The following is a 16,228-nucleotide window of genomic DNA, read 5'->3' as shown; positions in this document are numbered from 1 at the left end:
GGCGACAGCGTCAGGGGACGCTTTTCAGGCGACGTTTCTTCAGGCGATGTTTCTTCAGGCGACGTTTCTTCAGGCGACATGGGCGAAGCGGGCGGCGCCGTGGCTGCCCAGCGCCACGTAGGCCGTGCCTTCGGGCAGGTCCACCTCGCGGCTGTTGAAGTTGTTCCAGAAGTCGTAGATGACCCCCGGCCGGTCCATGCGGCGGGCCAGATCGGGCAGCGGCATGGAGGTGAAGACGGGGTGGTTGTTCAGGATGACGGCCAGGTTGGCGCCATCCACCGCCTCGGCCATGCTGTTGGCCGGTTCGAGCCCGAAACTGCGGATGTCGTCGGCCGCCACCACCGCGTCGAAGCCGCGCCAGCGCGCCTTGGGAAAGCGGGTGCGCAGCTCCTCGAACAGCGGCTTGGCCATGGTGCCGCGCAGGTCGTCGGTCGCCGGCCGGCCCTTGAAGGCGAGGCCCATCAGGCTGATGGTCGGTTCCTGCGGGAAGCCCTGCATGGAGCCGGTCAGCCGTTCCAGGAACTGCGACACCTCGTGGGGCTGGCTTTCGTTGATGCGGCGCCCGGCGGCGGTGATGTCCATCTCCACCCCCAGTTCGCGGGCGGACTCGATCAGGATGTGCGGGTCCTTCTCCAGGCAGGGGCCGCCGACCGGGCCCGGCAGCGGAAGCTGAGTGCGCGGGTAGCCCAGCTTGCCCGCCCGGGACACCTCCAGCGCCGAGACCTCCATGGCGTTGCACAGCCGGGCGATCTCGTTGGCGAAGGCGAAGGTGACGTCGCGGTAGGTGTTGTCCACGAGCTTGATCATCTCCGCCGTCTCCAGCGTCGAGACCTTCACCGTCGTCGGGGTCAGCATGCCGAAGATCTGCGAGGCGCGGGCCGCCACCTCGACGCTTTCCGCTCCGATGATCTGGGGCAGCTGGTTTAACTCGATCAGCGCCTGTCCCTCCAGCGTGCGCTCGGGGCAGAAGGCGATGTCGAAGCGTTTGCCGGTGCGGCGCAGGATCGGCGCCACCACCTCGCGGGTGGTCCCCAGCTTCACGGTGGAGCGCAGGATCACCAGATCGCCGTCGTGGATGCGGTCGGCCACCTGGCGGGTCGCCGCCTCGATCATGTCGGTGCGCACGCGGCCGTCGCGGTCCAGCGGGGTGCCCACGGTGATGATGAAGACGGAGCAATCCCGGCTGCCTTCCGGCGTGCGGCCGAAGGTGAAGCGCCCGCGCTCCATCACATGCCGCAGCTTCTCGGCGAGACCCGGCTCATGGAAATGGGGGACGCCGCGGGCGAGCTTGTCCAGCACCTCGTCCCGCACTTCCACGCCGTGCACCTGGAATCCCGCGTCCGCCATGGCGACGGCCAGCGTCAGCCCGACATAGCCGAGACCGAGCACGCAGACGTTCCGGTCGGGAAAGGACTTTGGGAGCATAGTCTTTCGATCCTGCTTAGTGATTGGAGCATGCATCCAAAGGCGCCGCCGCCATCCGCCACCCGCGCCATGCGCAATCCGAACGTCTTGCAACGCGGCATTGTTCCGGCCGTTCGGGATGGCGTGAATTGGCTATGCCGTTGATCGAGCATTGTTTTGTTCGTGGTACCCCGGAACCGTGGCAAGGGCGCGTCCGGTTGGCGTCCTCCGGGATTCGGGATGAGGCGGGCGCGTCATGCCGCCGCCGCGATCAGCCGGCGCAGCCTCGACGGGCGGACCAGCCCGGTCAGCAGCGCCGCCAGCGCATAGACCGCGACCAGAACGCTGCCGCCGATCAGCAGGGCGGGCAGGGGGTGCGCGGGGGCCATCAGCTCCGGCAGCGCGTGGGTCAACCCCATCGTGGCCCCCATGGCGAGGGCGCCGCACAGCGCCGCCCGAGCGGCGATTCCAAGATAGAGCTGGCCGACCGCCCGCCGGTGCAGCCAGGCGAGGCCGGTCATGGCGGTCAGCTCGGCGACGATGGTGGCGACGGCGGACCCCTCGATCCCGTAGCGCGGGATCAGGATGAGGTTGAGCGCCGCGTTGGTCAGGCCGCCGACCAGGATGGCCGTCATGTAGCCGGTCTGCCGGTGCCAGACGAGCAGCGGGTTGCCCATCGTCAGGTTGACGTGGACGATGGCGACCGCGATCATCAGCAGGCGCAGCGTGTCGGCGGCCGGCGCGTAGGCCGGGCCGAAGACGGTGCCCAGGATGGCCGGCGCCAGCGTGAAGCCGCCCGCCGCGATCAGCGCGCCGATGGACAGGATGGTCGCGGCGTAGTCGCGCATCCGCGCCTGCATCGCCTCGCGGTCGCCATAGGCGGCGGCGAGCTGCGGCATGAAGGCGCTGAGGATGATGTTCCCCGCGGTCAGCGACAGCACCAGCAGCTTGGTCACCGCGGCGTACCAGCCGACCTCCGTCTGCGGGGCCATGAAGCCCAGCATCACCAGATCCAGGTGGGAGAACAGCGCCCAGGCGAAGACGCTGACCGCCATCGGGGCGGAGGTCCTCAGGATCTCCCGCCATTTGGCGAGGTCCACCCGCGGCCGCGGCATCCGGAAATCGCGGCTGAAGCGGGCCAGCATCAGGGCGGCGTTGATGACGAAGGAGACGGCGGTGATGCCGGCGGCGACGGCCAGATCGTCCGGCCCCCGCACCAGCGCCAGCACGGCGACCATGTTGCCGAGCGACGTGCCGATCTCGCGCACCGCGATGACGCTCATCCGCTCCGTCGCCTGATAGACGAAGTCGAGCAGCAGCGCGTTGCCCAGCAGCTGCACCGCCTGGACCAGCAGCACCGCCTTGACCAGCGCCGTCCGGTCGAGCTGGAGCACGAACAGGGCGTAGAGCCCGCCGACCAGCACGGCCAGCAGCATCCGCAGGGTCAGCACGTGATCGGCGAGATCGGCGGCCTTCTCCCGGTCGCGGGCGATCTCGCGCACCGCGTAGGTGGAGAGGCCCAGGTTAACGAACAGCGCCGCGTAGGCGAGCATGGAGGTGCCGAAGCCGAGCACGCCGAACCCGTCCGGCCCGAGCGCGCGCGCGGTCCAGGCCGTGGTGATCAGCCCGCTCAGCAGCGTGGCGACGCGGGCCAGCCCCAGCGCGCGGATGTTCAGGAAAATGCGTCGTCCGGCGGTCATCGGGTCTTTTCGGGTGTGATGGCAGGTGCGGGCGACGGGCCCCCACCCAACCCTCCCCCAGTGGCAGCGGGGGGAGGTCGGGAGGGGGGCCAGCGCCCGCTTCTCTCAAGCGCCGCCGTCAGTTCGCGTAGTAGCGGCGGTAGCCGTGGTAGCGCCCGCTGTCCGGGAACTCGTATTGGGCGTGGCGGCGGATATCGACCTGGGAGAACAGGACGCCGACCACCTCGCCGCCCGCCTCGACGATCTCCTTCAGCCCGGCCATGGCGGTCTCCCGCTTGGTCTTGCCCCAATGCACGATGAAGACCGTCTGGTCGGCCAGCGCCGCCAGCAGCTTGCCCTCCGACACCGCCAGCACCGGCGGGCTGTCCAGGATCACCCGGTCGTATTCCAGCGCCAGCCGCGAGATGAGCTGGTGCATCCGGCTGGAGCCCAGCATGTCCTGCGGCAGGGCGGAGCCGCGGCCGGACGCGATGAAGTGCAGCCCCGTGCGCGGGTCGGTCTGGATCACCTCGTTCGGCGCGCATTCGCCGGACAGCACCTCGTACAGGCCGTGCCGGTTCTCCAGCCCCAGCATCGGGTGCAGCCCCTTGCGGCGCATGTCGCAGTCCAGGATGATCGTCTTCTGGCCGGCGTTGGCGCAGATGCGGGCGAAGGCCGCGGCGATCGAACTCTTGCCCTCGCCGGGGACGGAGGAGCTGAACAGGATCACCCGCTGGTGGCCGTCCGGGTTGGCGAGCAGCAGCGTGGTGCGCAGGTTCTGCATGGCCTCGGCGAAGGCCGACATCGGCTTGTCGACGGCGTAGTCGGCGGGCGACGTGCCGCGGCGGCGGCGCCCGATGGCCGGGACGATGCCCAGCGAGCGCACGCCGGTCGCCGATTCGAACTGGTGGGGGCTGCGGAAGCCGCGCTCCGACTGCTCGCGCAGCATCGCCAGCAGCACGCCCAGCGTCGCGGAGGCGACCAGGGCCAGCAGGACGATCATCTTCTTGTTGGGCTGCGACGGGTTCAGGGGAATCGCCGCCTCCGACACGATGCGGGCGTCGGGCTGCTGGATCTCGGTCTGGCCGGCGATCTCCTGGAAGCGCGTCAGCATCGCCTCGTACATGGTCTGCGAGGTCTCGGCGTCGCGCTCCAGCGTGCGCAGGGTCACGTTGGATTCCTGCTGCTGGTTGCGCTGGGCCTGGAGCTGGTCGAGGTTGGCCTTCAGGGCGGCCTCGCGCCCACGCTCCACCTCCACCTCGTTGCTCAGGTTCTGGACGATCCGGCCCACGTCGGCCTTGATCTGGCCCTGCAGGTCGCGCAGCTCGCTCTGCAGCGCGGTCAGCGTCGGGTGGCGGGCGCCGTACTTGTTGGCGGCGTCGGCGATCTTGCGCTGAAGCTCGACCTCCTGCTGGCGCAGCGCCTGGATCAGGGGGGAGCCGAGCACGTCGCCGATGGCCGACACGCCGCGCGGGCTCTGCGCCAGGGTGGAGACCTCGCGCAGCTTGGCCTCCGCCTCCTGCCGCTTGGTGCGGGCCAGGACGTAGCTGGTGTTCAGCTCGGCCAGCTGCTGGGCGATCAGGGTGGTTTCGCCGTTGGCGTTGGTCAGGCCGCTTTCGGCGCGGTACTTCTCCGCGGCCTCGCCGGTGGTCTTGGCCTCGCGGCGCAGCTCGGTGATGCGCTCCTCCAGCCAGGCCGTGGCGCGCTTGGCCGCCTTGAACTTCTCGTCGAGCTGGTCGACGAGGTACATCTCGCCGATCGTGTTGGCGATCAGGGAAGCCTTGCGCGGGTCCTCGCTGTCGAAATCCACGGCGATGACGTAGGAGCGGCCCTGCGGGCGCACCGCCAGATTCTCGATGAAGCTGTTGACGACCGAGGTCCTCTCGTTGGCCGTCTTCTCCTCCGGACTGAGCGCGATCTCGGGCCGGTCGCCGCGGGCGCTGTTCCACCAGGAGTCCGGCACCAGATTCTTCGGGTTCAGATAGTAGAACCAGTTGGTCTGCTCCGGCCGCAGCGCCGCGTTGAACTCCGGGTCGTTCATCAAACCGAGCTTGTCGACCACCTTTTCCGCGAAGGCGGGGGATTTCAGGATCGCCACCTCGCTCTGCAGGGCGCCAAGCTCCGTCGAGAGGCCGGAGACGACCTCCTGGTAGTTCATCACCTGGTTCTTGCGGTGCTCCACCATGATCAGGGTCTGGGCGGTGTAGAGCGGCGTCATGCGCAGAGCGACGAGAGCAGCGATGCCTGTCCCCAGCACGATCACGGTCCCGATCAGCAGCTTGTGGCGCAGCAGCATGCCGGTGGTGCGGCGCACCGCGCTGGCCGCTGCGGTCGACAGGTCGAACGAGACCGGGGCCGAAGCCGGGGCCGTCTGCCGCCGCTGGGGTTGATCCTGAATGTCCTGGGTCGCCAAAGCGGGTCCTCCTCGCATGCCGAACGGCACCCCGTTCGGGGCGTTACGGTGCCTAGAACGTCATCGACCGTCCGGCCGTTTCATGCTGCCCGCAGTGCATATGGTGGGGAAGACACGCTCATTGGGTACCCTCCCCGGAGTCGCCATTGGGTGGAGTGGGGATGGCGAGGGCTCGGGGTGGACCGGGGAAGCCCCTTCGCGGATAATGGTCATCGCCGATCGAAGGGGGCCGGGCATGCCGTCGCAACATGTTGAAAAGCCTGATGTCGCCTGGATGGGCGCGTTTCCGGCGCTGTCCGCGCTGGAGCCCGACGCGCGCGCTCTTCTGCGCGCGCAGGGCGCGCGGATGGCGGTGCCGCGCGGCACGGTGCTGTTCCGCGCCGGCGGCCTGTGCCACAATTTTCTCATGCTGCTGGGCGGAACGGTGCGGGTCCAGATGACCGCGGAGACCGGCCGGGAAATCGTCCTCTACCGCGTCGGGGCGGGCGAGACCTGCATCCTGACCACCGCCTGCCTGATGACGCGGGGCGACTACAGCGCCGAGGGGGTGGCGGAAACCGATCTCGACGCCATCGCGCTCGGGGCCGGGGCCTTCCGCGAGCTGCTGGCGCGCTCCGCGGTGTTCCGCGACTTCGTCTTCGCCTCCTTCGGCACGCGGCTGCTCGGCATGATGATGCTGGTGGAGGAGGTGGCCTTCGGGCGCATCGACCTGCGGCTGGCCCGCTTCCTGGTCGACCACCGCGACGCGCGCGGCGGGCTCGACACCACCCACCAGACGCTGGCCGTCGAGCTCGGCACGGCGCGCGAGGTGGTCAGCCGCCAATTGAAGGAGTTCGAGCGGCGCGGCCTCGTGGAGCTGTCGCGCGGCCGCGTCGGGGTGCGCGATCCCGACGCGCTGCTGGCGCTGGAGCGCGCGGACGGGGTGTGACGGAGTCACAGACCGGCGGACGGAAAGGGGCTTGGATGGGCGCGCCAACCGCCCACCCCAGTTCCAGAGGTGCACCCATGCCCGTCAACGTCGGCACCATCGACCGCGCGCTGCGCGCCATCGTCGGCCTCGTCCTGCTCGCCCTCGTCTTTGTCGGCCCGCAGACCCCGTGGGGCTGGATCGGCCTCGTCCCGCTGCTGACCGCGGTCGTGGGCTTCTGCCCGGCCTACACCCTGTTCGGTGTCCGGAGCTGCTCCGTCAAGGAGTGAAGGGCCGGAGGGCAGGGCGCCGCCCCCGCCGTCTCCTTTCGGCGGGTGGCCGGCGCGCCGGGTTTCGGTTATAGAAAGGCGATGTCCACAGCGCCGCGCCTCAGCATCGATGTCCGCAGCTACGGGGCGGCGCACAGCGCCCACCGGCATGATTTCGCCCAGCTCGTTCTGCCGTTGAGCGGCGCCCTTGAGATCGACATCGCCGGAAAGGGCGGCCGTCTCGGGCCGTGCCGGGCGGCGTTCGTCGAATCCGGCTCTCCGCACACCCAGGGAAGCGACGGGCCGAACCGCTCGCTCATCCTGGATCTCGATCCGGTGATCCTGGAACCGGCGGTCGGCGACCGGTTGATCCGCGATCCCTTCGTCGCGCTGACCCCGGTGGCCGGCAAGCTGATCGACTACATGGGCCTGATGCTGGACAGCGGCGGCGTGTCGGCGGACACCCTGCGCCTCTGGGTGCCCTTGCTGCTCGACGCGCTCGCCGAGGAACCGGCGCGGCCCTGGTCGCGGCTCGGGAGCCTGCTGGCCGCGGTCGAGCCCGAGCTTGCCAAGCCGTGGACCGCCGAGACGATGGCCCAGCGGGCCTGCGTCAGCGTCAGCCGGCTGCACGCCCTGTTCCGCGCCGAACTGGACACCACCCCGCGCGCGTGGCTGGCGGAGGTCCGTCTGAAGCGGGCGCGCGACTGGCTCGCGCGGTCGGAGCTGCCGATCGCGGAGATCGCCTACCGCGCCGGCTACGCCGACCAGAGCGCCTTCACACGGGCGATGCGGCGGGCCACCGGCCTGACCCCCGCGGCCTACCGGCGCCAAAGCCGCGAGACCCGGCACAAAAGTCCGTAGCCCGGGACAAGACCGCAGCCGTGCCCCATGCCACCCTCGCCCCGGAAACCAGAGAGGGTCGGGAGCAAGGATGGGCACGACGTGGTTGGGGATCGCCTGCGGCATCGTCGCGGGGGCCATGTGGGGGCTGGTCTTCCTCGCCCCGGAGCTGGCCTCGGCCTTCACGCCGCTCCAACTCGCCGCCGGTCGCTATCTCGCCTACGGCCTGTTCGCCGTCCTGCTCGTGCTGCCACGCTGGCGCGCCCTGCGCTCCGGCCTCGGCCTGCGCGAATGGTGGGCGCTGGCGTGGCTGAGCCTGCTCGGCAACATCCTCTACTACGCCCTGCTGGCCACCGCCGTTCAAGTCGGCGGGATGGCGATGACCTCGCTGGTCATCGGTTTCCTGCCGGTCGCGGTCACCGTCATCGGCAGCCGGGATCATGGGGCGGTTCCCGTTCGCAAGCTTCTGCCGTCGCTGCTGCTCGGCGCGGCCGGCATCCTGTGCATCGGCTGGCAATCGCTGGGTGGCGCTCTGGGCGATGGACGGACGGGAATGCCGGTGGCGGAATTGACCGGTCTGCTCTGCGCGGTCGGCGCGCTCGTCTCCTGGACGGTCTACGCCGTGGGCAACAGCCGCTGGCTCGCCCGGCTCGGCCATGTCTCGGCGCATGACTGGAGCCTGCTGACCGGCGTGGTGACCGGCGCGCAGGCGCTGCTGCTCGCGGTTCCCGCCTTCCTGTTGGCTCCGAGCGGCCACGCCCCTGGGGAGTGGCTGCGCTTCGCCGCCGTGGTGACCGGCCTTGCCATCCTCGCCTCCATCGTCGGCAACGCCTTCTGGAACCGGATGAGCCGGCTGCTGCCGCTGACCCTGGTCGGTCAGATGATCCTGTTCGAAACCCTGTTCGCTCTGCTCTACGGTTTCCTGTGGGAGCAGCGGCTGCCGACGGGGATGGAGCTTGCCGCCCTCGTCTGCGTGACCGGCAGCGTTCTGTCCTGCGTCGCGGCCCATCGCCCGAAGCTGCCGGAGACCGCGCGGCAGCCGGCCCCGGCGTGAGGCGAGCCTGAAACGAAAGCGCCCCCTCACCGCTGTGGAGAGGGGGCGCTTTCGCGTCGGGAGGAGAGAGAGGTCAGCCGCGCGGAGCGTGCTTGTTCAGGATGCGCTGCAGGGTGCGGCGGTGCATCTTCAGCCGGCGGGCGGTTTCGGAGACGTTGCGGTCGCACTGCTCGAACACGCGCTGGATGTGCTCCCACCGAACGCGGTCGGCGGACATCGGGTTTTCCGGCGGGGAGGGCAGCGGGCGGCCGTCGGCCAGCAGGGCGGATTCCACGGCGTCGGCGTCCGCAGGCTTCGGCAGATAGTCCACCGCGCCGGCCTTCACCGCGGCGACCGCCGTGGCGATGTTGCCGTAGCCGGTCAGCATGACGATGCGGGCGTCGGGGCGGGCGTCGCGCAGGGTCTTGACCACGTCCAGGCCGCTGCCGTCGGCCAGCCGCAGGTCGACCACCGCGAAGGCCGGCGCCGATTCCTGGGCGACGTCGATGCCGAGCTGCACGCTGTCCACGGCGACCACGTTGAAACCGCGCTTTTCCATGGCGCGCGCGAGGCGGGTTCGGAAAGGCGCGTCGTCGTCGACGATGAGGAGGCTGCGGGTGACGTCACCCGTGAACGTCAGCTTGGCGGTTTCGCCCGTTGGACTCTCGTCCGTGGTCATCGCGCTATCCACCACTAGTCCTCTGGTTCTAAGACACCACGGTCCCAACGTACGACAACTCGCGCGCCGCCGCTACGGTTATTGCTAAAGGCTACAAGGGCACCCGTTTTCTCTAGCAGCGTTTGTGCAATAAAGATTCCCAGCCCCATATGGCCCGACCGCTCGCTTCTTGCGGACAGGTAGGGCTCGCCGATGCGGCTCAGCAGATGGGCGGGATAGCCCGGCCCGTCGTCCATCACCACCACCGTCGCGGACCGGGCGTCCCAGGAGGCGGCGACCGTCACCCGTCCGTTGGCGAACTGGTGGGCGTTCTGGATGAAGTTGCCGAGGCCATGGATGATCTCCGGGCTGCGGCGGACGATCGGCTCCTCCCCCACGGAACCGTCGCTGCGCTCGACCGTGAATTGGATGTGGCCCAGCCGGTGCGGCGCGCCCGCCGCCTCCACCAGCGCGGTCAGCGGCAGCCGCTCGAACGGGTCGCCGCCGTCGGCCTCCGGCTTGCGAGCCAGCTCCGCCAGGATCTCGCGGCAGCGCATCACTTGGCTTTGCAGAAGCGCCACGTCCTCGGTGTAGGGGCTGTCGGGCGGCATGTCGTGCAGCAGCTCCTTCGCCACCACCGCGATGGTGCCGAGCGGCGACCCCAGCTCGTGCGCGGCGGCGGCGGCCAGCGCGCCCAGCGAGGACAGCCGCTGCTCGCGCGCCAGCGCCACCTGGGAGGCCGACAGGGCGTTGGCGAAGCGCCGCGCCTCCTCGGCCACGCGGAAGACGTAGCCGCTGATGAAGCCGGCCGACACCGACAGCGACAGCCAGATGCCGAAGGCGTAGAGCGGGGCGACCGAGGGCATCGGCTCCGGCCAGGGCAGCGGGAAGTGCCACAGCGCCAGCACCGTCAGGCAGACGAGGTTGAGTCCGGTCAGCAGAACCACGCTGTAGCGCGACAGGATCGCCGCGGCCACCGTCATGGGGGCGAGCAGCAGGATGGCGAAGGGGTTGGCGAGGCCGCCGGTCAAATAGAGCAGCAGCGTGAGCTGCAGCATGTCGTAGCCGAGATAGAGCGCCGCGTCCCGGTCGGCCAGCCGCAGCCGCCCGCCGCGCTGGGCCATCGCCACGAGGTTCAGCAGCACCGAGGCGCCGATGGCCGCCAGCACCGGCCCCAGCGGCAATGGGAAGCCCATGACGAGCTGCACCGTCGCCACGGTGGCGAGCTGCCCGATCACGGCGATCCAGCGGATCAGGATCAGGGTGCGCAGCGTGACGCGCCCGTCCAGGTTGGTCCACTGCGCCGGACCCGGCCGGCCGGCTTGGGTCATGGCGTGGCGGAGGGAGGCGGCGGCGGTTGCGGACATGAACGGACTTTCCGGCAGAGCCGCTCTTCCCGCGGCGTCACATCGAATGGCTCGGGTGCTGTTTTGCCACTCTGGCGTTTGCGCGCCAAGCGGCCATATTCTCCGCCTATGGATCAATGCGCAAAACAGCACGCCATCCGGGCCGAGAGTCTGACCAAACGCTACGGCACCGCCCGGTCCGGCGAGGTCACCGCCGTTGACGGCATCTCCTTCACCGTCGCGGCGGGGTCGGTCACCGGGCTTCTCGGCGGCAACGGGGCCGGCAAGACGACGACCATCTCCATGCTCCTGGGGCTGCTGCTGCCGACCTCCGGCACGGTGGAGGTGCTGGGGGTGGACATGGTGCGCCACCGCCACGCGGCGCTGCCCCGCATGAACTTCTCCTCCCCCTATGTCGAGCTGCCGCACCGGCTGACCGTGCGTGAGAATCTGACCGTCTACGGCCATCTGTACGGGCTGAAGGGGGTGAAGCGGCGGGTGGAGGAGCTGGCCGAGCATCTGGAGCTGACCCGCTTCCTGGAGCGCCCCTCCGGCGGGCTGTCGGCCGGGCAGAAGACGCGGGTGGCGCTGGCCAAGGCGCTGCTCAACCGGCCGGAGCTTCTGCTGCTGGACGAGCCGACCGCCTCGCTCGACCCCGACACGGCGGACTGGATCCGCACCTATCTGGAGCGTTACCGCCTGGAGTCGGGGGCCACCATCCTGCTCGCCTCCCACAACATGCTGGAGGTGGAGCGGATGTGCGACGACGTGCTGATGATGCGCCAGGGGCGCATCGTCGACCGCGGGTCGCCGGCCGGGCTGCTCGCCCGCTATGGCCGGACCTCGCTGGAGGACGTGTTCCTCGACATCGCCCGCGACCGCGCCAACGGCGAGAGCGCCAGCCGGGAGGCCGCCGATGCCGCCGAGTGACGCCGCCGTCCTGGGCCACGCCAACCCCGCCTTCTCGCTGCGCCGGGTCGGGGCGATGGTGCTGCGCTACTGGTATCTGCTGCGCGGCTCCTGGCCGCGCTTCCTGGAACTGGCCTACTGGCCGACCATGCAGATGATCCTGTGGGGCTACATCAACCAGTTCATGGCCTCCTCCAGTGCCTGGGTGGCGCAGGGGGCGGGGGTGCTGGTCAGCGCCGTGCTGCTGTGGGACGTGCTGTTCCGCGGCCAGCTCGGCGTGTCGGTCTCCTTCCTGGAGGAGATGTGGTCGCGCAACCTCGGCCACCTCTTCGTCAGCCCGCTGCGTCCGAGCGAGTGGGTGGCGGCGCTGTTCGGGATGAGCCTGATCCGCACCGTCATCGGCGTCGTCCCGGCGGCGCTGCTGGCGATCCCGCTGTTCGGCTACTCGCTGTTCGACCTCGGGCTGCCGCTGGCCGGCTTCTTCATCAACCTGATCGTCTTCGGCTGGTCGCTGGGGCTGGTCATCGTGGCGCTGATCCTGCGCTACGGCATGGGGGCGGAAGGGCTGGCCTGGATCGTCGTCTTCATGCTGGCGCCGGTCAGCGCCGTCTACTACCCGGTCAGCGTCCTGCCGGGCTGGCTGCAATGGGTGGCGCTGTCGCTGCCCTCCGCCCATGTCTTCGAAGGCATGCGCGCCATCCTGTTCGACGGCACGATGCGCTGGGACCATCTGGCCTGGGCGGTGGGGCTGAACGCCCTGTTCATGGCGCTGTGCAGCGCCGCCTTCCTCTATTCCTTCCGTCAGGCGCGGGTGCGCGGGGCGCTGCTGCAGACCGGGGAATGACAAAAAGCGCTGGCCCTCGCCAGCACCGGCCCGCCGTGCTAGCGTCCCGGCCACTTCGGACCGACAGCCAGAGCGCCGCCATGACCCCCGTTTCCCCCGCCGCCCCGGTCACCCTCGCCGAGATCGCCGCCGCCCTGGGCGCGGCGCTGGAGGGCGACGGCACCCTGCAAATCTCCCGCGCCGTCCACCCGTCGGAGGCCGAGGGGCCGGAGGATCTGGCGCTCGCCATGGAAAAGGGCCTGACGGAGCTGCTGGCCAACGGCCGGGCCGTCGCCGCCGTGATCGCGGAGGGGGCGGAGGTGCCGGCCAACCTCAAGGGCTGGATCGTCGTCAAGCGCCCGCGCTTCGCCATGGCCGGCCTGACCACGGTCTTCGAGAAGCCGGTCCACGCCGAGCCGGGGGTCCATCTCGCCGCCTTCGTGGCGCCGGAGGCCATCCTGGGGGCGGGCGTGTCGGTCGGTCCCTTCGCCTATGTCGGGCCGAGGGCGGTGCTGGGCGAGGGCGTGATCGTCATGCCGCACGCCACGGTCGGGGCGGACGCGGTGATCGGCAAGGACTGCCTGCTGCACCCCGGCGCCCGCATCGGCGAGCGGGTGGTGATGGGCGAGCGCTGCATCATCCACCCCAACGCCGCGGTCGGCAACGATGGCTTCAGCTTCGTGACTCCGGAGCCGGGCAGCGTCGAGTCGGCCAAGGCGACGGGCAAGGTGGTCGGAACCAATGTGCTGATCCACCGCGTCAACTCCATCGGCACGGTGATCCTGGGCGATGACGTGGAGGTCGGGGCGAACGCCACCATCGACCGCGGCACCATCACGGCGACCCGCATCGGCTCGGGCACCAAGATCGACAACCTCGTGCAGATCGGCCACAACGTGCAGATCGGCACCAACTGCATGCTGTGCGGCCATGTCGGCATCGCCGGCAGCACGACCATCGGCGACCGCGTGGTGCTGGCCGGCAAGGTCGGCGTGGCGGATCACGTGAAGATCGGCAACGACGCGGTGGTGGCGGCGAACTCCGGCGTGGGCACGGACATCCCGGCGAAGGCCGTCTACATGGGCTACCCGGCGGTGCCGCGCGACCGCGCCTTCGACCAGTACAAGGGGCTGGCCCGGCTGAAGCGGATGCACGCGGACGTGACCGACCTGAAGAAGCGGGTCGGGGCGCTGGACGGCGGGGGAAAGTCCGAGTAAGGGGCACCCGCCCTTACGGTCCGGGCAAGGGGGCGTCCGCCCCCACCCACGGCCTTACAGCAGCCCGTCGGCGAAGTCGGTGATGAGTGCCGACAGGAACAGGTCGAGCAGCACCAGGACCGCCGCGGCGACGCCGGAGATGTCCAGCGCCGTGCGCATTACGAACCACTGGTAGGTCAGCATCGCCAGCATGATGCCGAAGACCAGCCCTTCGGAGATCGGGCCGGGCAGGAGTCCCGTAGCGGCCAGGATCACCACCGGCAGATAGATGCCCATCTGCACGACCGACGACCAGTTGTAGGCGCACAGGAAATCGATGTAGCGGCTCTGCCGGTCCAGCAGCCCGCTCACCCCGTGCATGACCACGGGGAAGGCGGTCCAGCTGATGACGTAGGCGATGGCCTCCACCACCACGAGCTGGAACAGCGGCGTGTCCGGCACCTGACCCCACAGCCGGATCGCCAGCAGCAGCGTCCAGGCCGGGGCGACGATCACCGCGGCGTAGAAGGACTTCCACGCCCCTTCGGGGCTGCGGTCCATATGCTGCAGGCCGGTTGGGTCGAACCGCGCCAGACGATAGGCGCCGAAGACGGAGGAGGCGACGTCCCGGGCGGTCAGCGGCATGTTGCGGTCACCGGAGGGTGGAGGGAGCGGGCGGAGGAAGCCTTACGTCAACCGATCCGGTCGAAGACGTTCCGCAGAACCTCGCCGTAAATGTCGGTCAGGCGGGTCAGGTCGTCCAGCGCGGTGTGCTCGTCCACCTTGTGCATCGTCTGCCCGACGAGGCCGAACTCCACCACCGGGCAGAAATTCTTGATGAAGCGGGCGTCCGACGTGCCGCCGGTCGTCGAATACTCGGGGCGGCGCCCGGTGACGCGCTCCGCGGCGTCCGCCACCAGCTCGGTCAGCGGGCCGGGGGGCGTCAGGAAGCTGTCGCCCGACACGAAATGGTCCAGCTCGTAGGAGCCGCCCACCCGGTCGAGCCGCTCGCGCAGCCACGCCACCAGCGTGTCGGCGCCGTGCAGGTCGTTGAAGCGGATGTTCAGCGTCGCCTTGCCCTGCGCCGGGATGACGTTGTGCGCCGGGTTGCCGACGTCGATGGTGGTCAGCTCCAGGTTCGACGGCTGGAAATGCGGGGTGCCGGCGTCCAGCGGCTCGGCCGTGATGGCGGCCAGCATGCGGGCCAGCCGGGGCAGCGGGTTGTCGGCCAGATGCGGGTAGGCGACGTGCCCCTGCGCGCCGTGGACGGTCAGGAAGGCGGTCATGCTGCCGCGCCGCCCGATCTTGATCATGTCGCCCAGCGCCTTGGGGTTGGTCGGCTCGCCGACCACGCAGGCGTCGAGCGTTTCACCCTTGGCCTGCATCCAGTCCAGCACCTTGCGGGTGCCGTTGATGGCGACCCCTTCCTCGTCCCCGGTGATCAGCAGGCTGATCGAGCCCTTCGGGGGACCGCCTGCTTTGACGTGGCGGGCGGCTGCGGCGACGAAGGCGGCGATCGCCCCCTTCATGTCCACCGCACCCCGGCCGTAGAGGCGGCCGTTGTGGATCTCCGCGGCGAAGGGATCGATGGACCAGCCCTTCAGCTCGCCGGGGGGCACCACGTCGGTGTGCCCGGCGAAGCAGAAGTTCGGCCCCTCCGTGCCCAGACGGGCGTAGAGGTTGTCCACCGGCGCCGTGCCCTCCTCCTCGAACCGCAGGCGGTGGCAGGCGAAGCCCAGCGGCGCCAGCGCCGCCTCCAGGACGCCGAGCGCGCCGCCGTCCTCGGGCGTCACGCTGGGGCAGCGGATCAGGGCCTGCGCCACCGCGACGGGATCGCAGGGGTCGAAGGAGGGAGCGGCGGCGGTGGTCATCGTGGCGTCTTCTCCGGCGTCAGTCGCGCAGCAGGTCGTTGATGGAGGTCTTGGCGCGGGTCTGCTCGTCCACGCGCTTCACGATCACCGCGCAGTAGAGGCCCGGACCCGGCGTGCCGTCCGGCAGCGGCTTGCCCGGCAGGGTGCCGGGAACCACGACCGAGTAGGCCGGGACGCGGCCCACGAAGACCTCGCCGGTGTTGCGGTCGATGATCTTGGTCGAGGCGCTGATGAAGACGCCCATGGACAGCACGGCGCCGCGCTCCACGATCACGCCCTCGACCACCTCGGACCGGGCGCCGATGAAGCAGTCGTCCTCGATGATGACCGGGTTGGCCTGGAGCGGCTCCAGGACGCCGCCGATGCCGACGCCGCCCGACAGATGGACGTTCTTGCCGATCTGCGCGCAGGAGCCGACAGTGACCCAGGTGTCCACCATGGTGCCGCTGTCGACATAGGCGCCGACGTTGACGAAGCTGGGCATCAGGATGACGTTCGGCGCGACGTAGGCGGAGCGGCGGACCACCGCGCCCGGGACGGCGCGGAAGCCGGCGGCCTGGAACTGCGCCTCGGACCAGCCTTCGAACTTCGGCGGCACCTTGTCGTACCAGGAGGCGCCGCCCGGCGCGCCGGGGATCGTCTCGTTGGCGTTCAGGCGGAAGGACAACAGGACCGCCTTCTTCAGCCACTGGTTCACGACCCAGCCGGCGTCCGTCTTCTGCGCGACGCGCAGGTCGCCGGAGTCGAGGCCGGACAGGGCCTCCTCCACGGCGTCGCGGACGGCGCCCTTGGTCGAAACGTTCAGGGTGTCGCGGGTTTCCCACGCGGCGTTGACGGCGGATTCGAGGCTGGCGTGGCTCATGGCGGCATTCGCTGGGCT

15 protein-coding genes are annotated in these 16,228 nt (G+C 70.0%); 7 read left to right on the top strand and 8 right to left on the bottom strand.

Annotated features, from left to right (window positions below):
- Window positions 1-69 precede the first annotated feature (69 nt).
- The 3 genes from ABVN73_RS10955 to ABVN73_RS10945 all read right to left on the bottom strand — a co-directional run bounded on the left by ABVN73_RS10955 (window position 70) and on the right by ABVN73_RS10945 (window position 5,496).
- Window positions 70-1,425 (bottom strand): nucleotide sugar dehydrogenase, encoded by a 1,356-nt coding sequence (locus tag ABVN73_RS10955; protein WP_353858013.1) that lies wholly within the window; start codon window positions 1,423-1,425, stop codon window positions 70-72.
- Window positions 1,426-1,658: 233 nt separating this feature from the next.
- On the bottom strand, window positions 1,659-3,104 hold the full coding sequence (locus ABVN73_RS10950; RefSeq protein ID WP_353858012.1) for a flippase: 1,446 nt from the start codon (window positions 3,102-3,104) through the stop codon (window positions 1,659-1,661).
- A 118-nt stretch (window positions 3,105-3,222) separates the two neighbouring features.
- Entirely contained in the window at window positions 3,223-5,496 is a 2,274-nt protein-coding gene (locus ABVN73_RS10945; protein ID WP_353858011.1) for a GNVR domain-containing protein, read from the bottom strand.
- Between the two features lie 235 nt (window positions 5,497-5,731).
- Here ABVN73_RS10945 and ABVN73_RS10940 point away from each other — a divergent pair, with 235 nt between their 5' ends.
- The 4 genes from ABVN73_RS10940 to ABVN73_RS10925 all read left to right on the top strand — a co-directional run bounded on the left by ABVN73_RS10940 (window position 5,732) and on the right by ABVN73_RS10925 (window position 8,566).
- Entirely contained in the window at window positions 5,732-6,424 is a 693-nt protein-coding gene (locus ABVN73_RS10940) for a Crp/Fnr family transcriptional regulator (protein WP_353858010.1), read from the top strand.
- 77 nt (window positions 6,425-6,501) lie between these two features.
- Window positions 6,502-6,693, top strand: a complete 192-nt coding sequence (locus ABVN73_RS10935) for a DUF2892 domain-containing protein (RefSeq protein WP_353858009.1) — start codon at window positions 6,502-6,504, stop codon at window positions 6,691-6,693.
- 81 nt (window positions 6,694-6,774) lie between these two features.
- A complete protein-coding gene (locus ABVN73_RS10930; protein WP_353858008.1) occupies window positions 6,775-7,533 on the top strand; it encodes an AraC family transcriptional regulator in 759 nt (252 codons plus the stop codon).
- A 70-nt stretch (window positions 7,534-7,603) separates the two neighbouring features.
- A complete protein-coding gene (locus ABVN73_RS10925; protein ID WP_353858007.1) occupies window positions 7,604-8,566 on the top strand; it encodes a DMT family transporter in 963 nt (320 codons plus the stop codon).
- Between the two features lie 73 nt (window positions 8,567-8,639).
- Here ABVN73_RS10925 and ABVN73_RS10920 read toward each other — a convergent pair whose 3' ends face one another.
- Both ABVN73_RS10920 and ABVN73_RS10915 read right to left on the bottom strand, forming a co-directional pair.
- Entirely contained in the window at window positions 8,640-9,224 is a 585-nt protein-coding gene (locus tag ABVN73_RS10920) for an ActR/PrrA/RegA family redox response regulator transcription factor (RefSeq protein ID WP_014239303.1), read from the bottom strand.
- Window positions 9,225-9,238: 14 nt separating this feature from the next.
- On the bottom strand, window positions 9,239-10,570 hold the full coding sequence (locus tag ABVN73_RS10915; protein WP_353858006.1) for an ActS/PrrB/RegB family redox-sensitive histidine kinase: 1,332 nt from the start codon (window positions 10,568-10,570) through the stop codon (window positions 9,239-9,241).
- A gap of 108 nt (window positions 10,571-10,678) precedes the next feature.
- On the opposite strand from ABVN73_RS10915, the gene ABVN73_RS10910 reads away from it, so the two are divergent.
- The 3 genes from ABVN73_RS10910 (at window position 10,679) to ABVN73_RS10900 (ending at window position 13,498) form a co-directional block, all read left to right on the top strand.
- On the top strand, window positions 10,679-11,479 hold the full coding sequence (locus tag ABVN73_RS10910) for an ABC transporter ATP-binding protein (RefSeq protein ID WP_353858005.1): 801 nt from the start codon (window positions 10,679-10,681) through the stop codon (window positions 11,477-11,479).
- The gene (locus ABVN73_RS10905; protein WP_353858004.1) at window positions 11,466-12,302 is read left to right on the top strand and encodes an ABC transporter permease; all 837 of its coding nucleotides are present in this window, start codon (window positions 11,466-11,468) and stop codon (window positions 12,300-12,302) included. The genes ABVN73_RS10910 and ABVN73_RS10905 overlap by 14 nt, the downstream gene beginning before the upstream one ends.
- An 80-nt stretch (window positions 12,303-12,382) precedes the next feature.
- Window positions 12,383-13,498: a UDP-3-O-(3-hydroxymyristoyl)glucosamine N-acyltransferase gene (locus ABVN73_RS10900; RefSeq protein WP_353858003.1), complete on the top strand. Its 1,116-nt coding sequence runs from the start codon at window positions 12,383-12,385 to the stop codon at window positions 13,496-13,498.
- Window positions 13,499-13,552: 54 nt separating this feature from the next.
- Here the strand turns inward: ABVN73_RS10900 and ABVN73_RS10895 are convergent, their stop codons facing one another.
- Genes ABVN73_RS10895 through dapD form a run of 3 tightly spaced genes read right to left on the bottom strand, consistent with a single transcriptional unit; the run spans window position 13,553 to window position 16,210 of the window.
- Window positions 13,553-14,122, bottom strand: a complete 570-nt coding sequence (locus tag ABVN73_RS10895) for a hypothetical protein (protein WP_353858002.1) — start codon at window positions 14,120-14,122, stop codon at window positions 13,553-13,555.
- Between the two features lie 47 nt (window positions 14,123-14,169).
- A complete protein-coding gene (dapE, locus tag ABVN73_RS10890; protein ID WP_353858001.1) occupies window positions 14,170-15,348 on the bottom strand; it encodes a succinyl-diaminopimelate desuccinylase in 1,179 nt (392 codons plus the stop codon).
- Window positions 15,349-15,367: 19 nt separating this feature from the next.
- Entirely contained in the window at window positions 15,368-16,210 is an 843-nt protein-coding gene (gene dapD / locus ABVN73_RS10885) for a 2,3,4,5-tetrahydropyridine-2,6-dicarboxylate N-succinyltransferase (RefSeq protein ID WP_353858000.1), read from the bottom strand.
- Window positions 16,211-16,228 lie beyond the last annotated feature (18 nt).

Source organism: Azospirillum formosense (assembly GCF_040500525.1).
GTDB lineage: Bacteria > Pseudomonadota > Alphaproteobacteria > Azospirillales > Azospirillaceae > Azospirillum > Azospirillum formosense_A.
Note: the sequence above shows the minus strand (reverse complement) of the source record. Positions and strands in the feature narration are given on the sequence as shown.

Excerpts from the sequence above, each read along its gene's own strand:
- ABVN73_RS10915 (WP_353858006.1), bottom strand. The coding sequence starts at position 10,570 with ATGTCCGCAACCGCCGCCGCCTCCCTCCGCCACGCCATGACCCAAGCC.
- ABVN73_RS10930 (WP_353858008.1), top strand. The coding sequence starts at position 6,775 with ATGTCCACAGCGCCGCGCCTCAGCATCGATGTCCGCAGCTACGGGGCG.
- ABVN73_RS10940 (WP_353858010.1), top strand. The coding sequence starts at position 5,732 with ATGCCGTCGCAACATGTTGAAAAGCCTGATGTCGCCTGGATGGGCGCG.
- ABVN73_RS10910 (WP_353858005.1), top strand. The coding sequence starts at position 10,679 with ATGGATCAATGCGCAAAACAGCACGCCATCCGGGCCGAGAGTCTGACC.
- dapE (WP_353858001.1), bottom strand. The coding sequence starts at position 15,348 with ATGACCACCGCCGCCGCTCCCTCCTTCGACCCCTGCGATCCCGTCGCG.
- ABVN73_RS10950 (WP_353858012.1), bottom strand. The coding sequence starts at position 3,104 with ATGACCGCCGGACGACGCATTTTCCTGAACATCCGCGCGCTGGGGCTG.
- ABVN73_RS10955 (WP_353858013.1), bottom strand. The coding sequence starts at position 1,425 with ATGCTCCCAAAGTCCTTTCCCGACCGGAACGTCTGCGTGCTCGGTCTC.
- ABVN73_RS10935 (WP_353858009.1), top strand. The coding sequence starts at position 6,502 with ATGCCCGTCAACGTCGGCACCATCGACCGCGCGCTGCGCGCCATCGTC.
- ABVN73_RS10895 (WP_353858002.1), bottom strand. The coding sequence starts at position 14,122 with ATGCCGCTGACCGCCCGGGACGTCGCCTCCTCCGTCTTCGGCGCCTAT.
- ABVN73_RS10925 (WP_353858007.1), top strand. The coding sequence starts at position 7,604 with ATGGGCACGACGTGGTTGGGGATCGCCTGCGGCATCGTCGCGGGGGCC.
- dapD (WP_353858000.1), bottom strand. The coding sequence starts at position 16,210 with ATGAGCCACGCCAGCCTCGAATCCGCCGTCAACGCCGCGTGGGAAACC.
- ABVN73_RS10900 (WP_353858003.1), top strand. The coding sequence starts at position 12,383 with ATGACCCCCGTTTCCCCCGCCGCCCCGGTCACCCTCGCCGAGATCGCC.
- ABVN73_RS10920 (WP_014239303.1), bottom strand. The coding sequence starts at position 9,224 with ATGACCACGGACGAGAGTCCAACGGGCGAAACCGCCAAGCTGACGTTC.
- ABVN73_RS10905 (WP_353858004.1), top strand. The coding sequence starts at position 11,466 with ATGCCGCCGAGTGACGCCGCCGTCCTGGGCCACGCCAACCCCGCCTTC.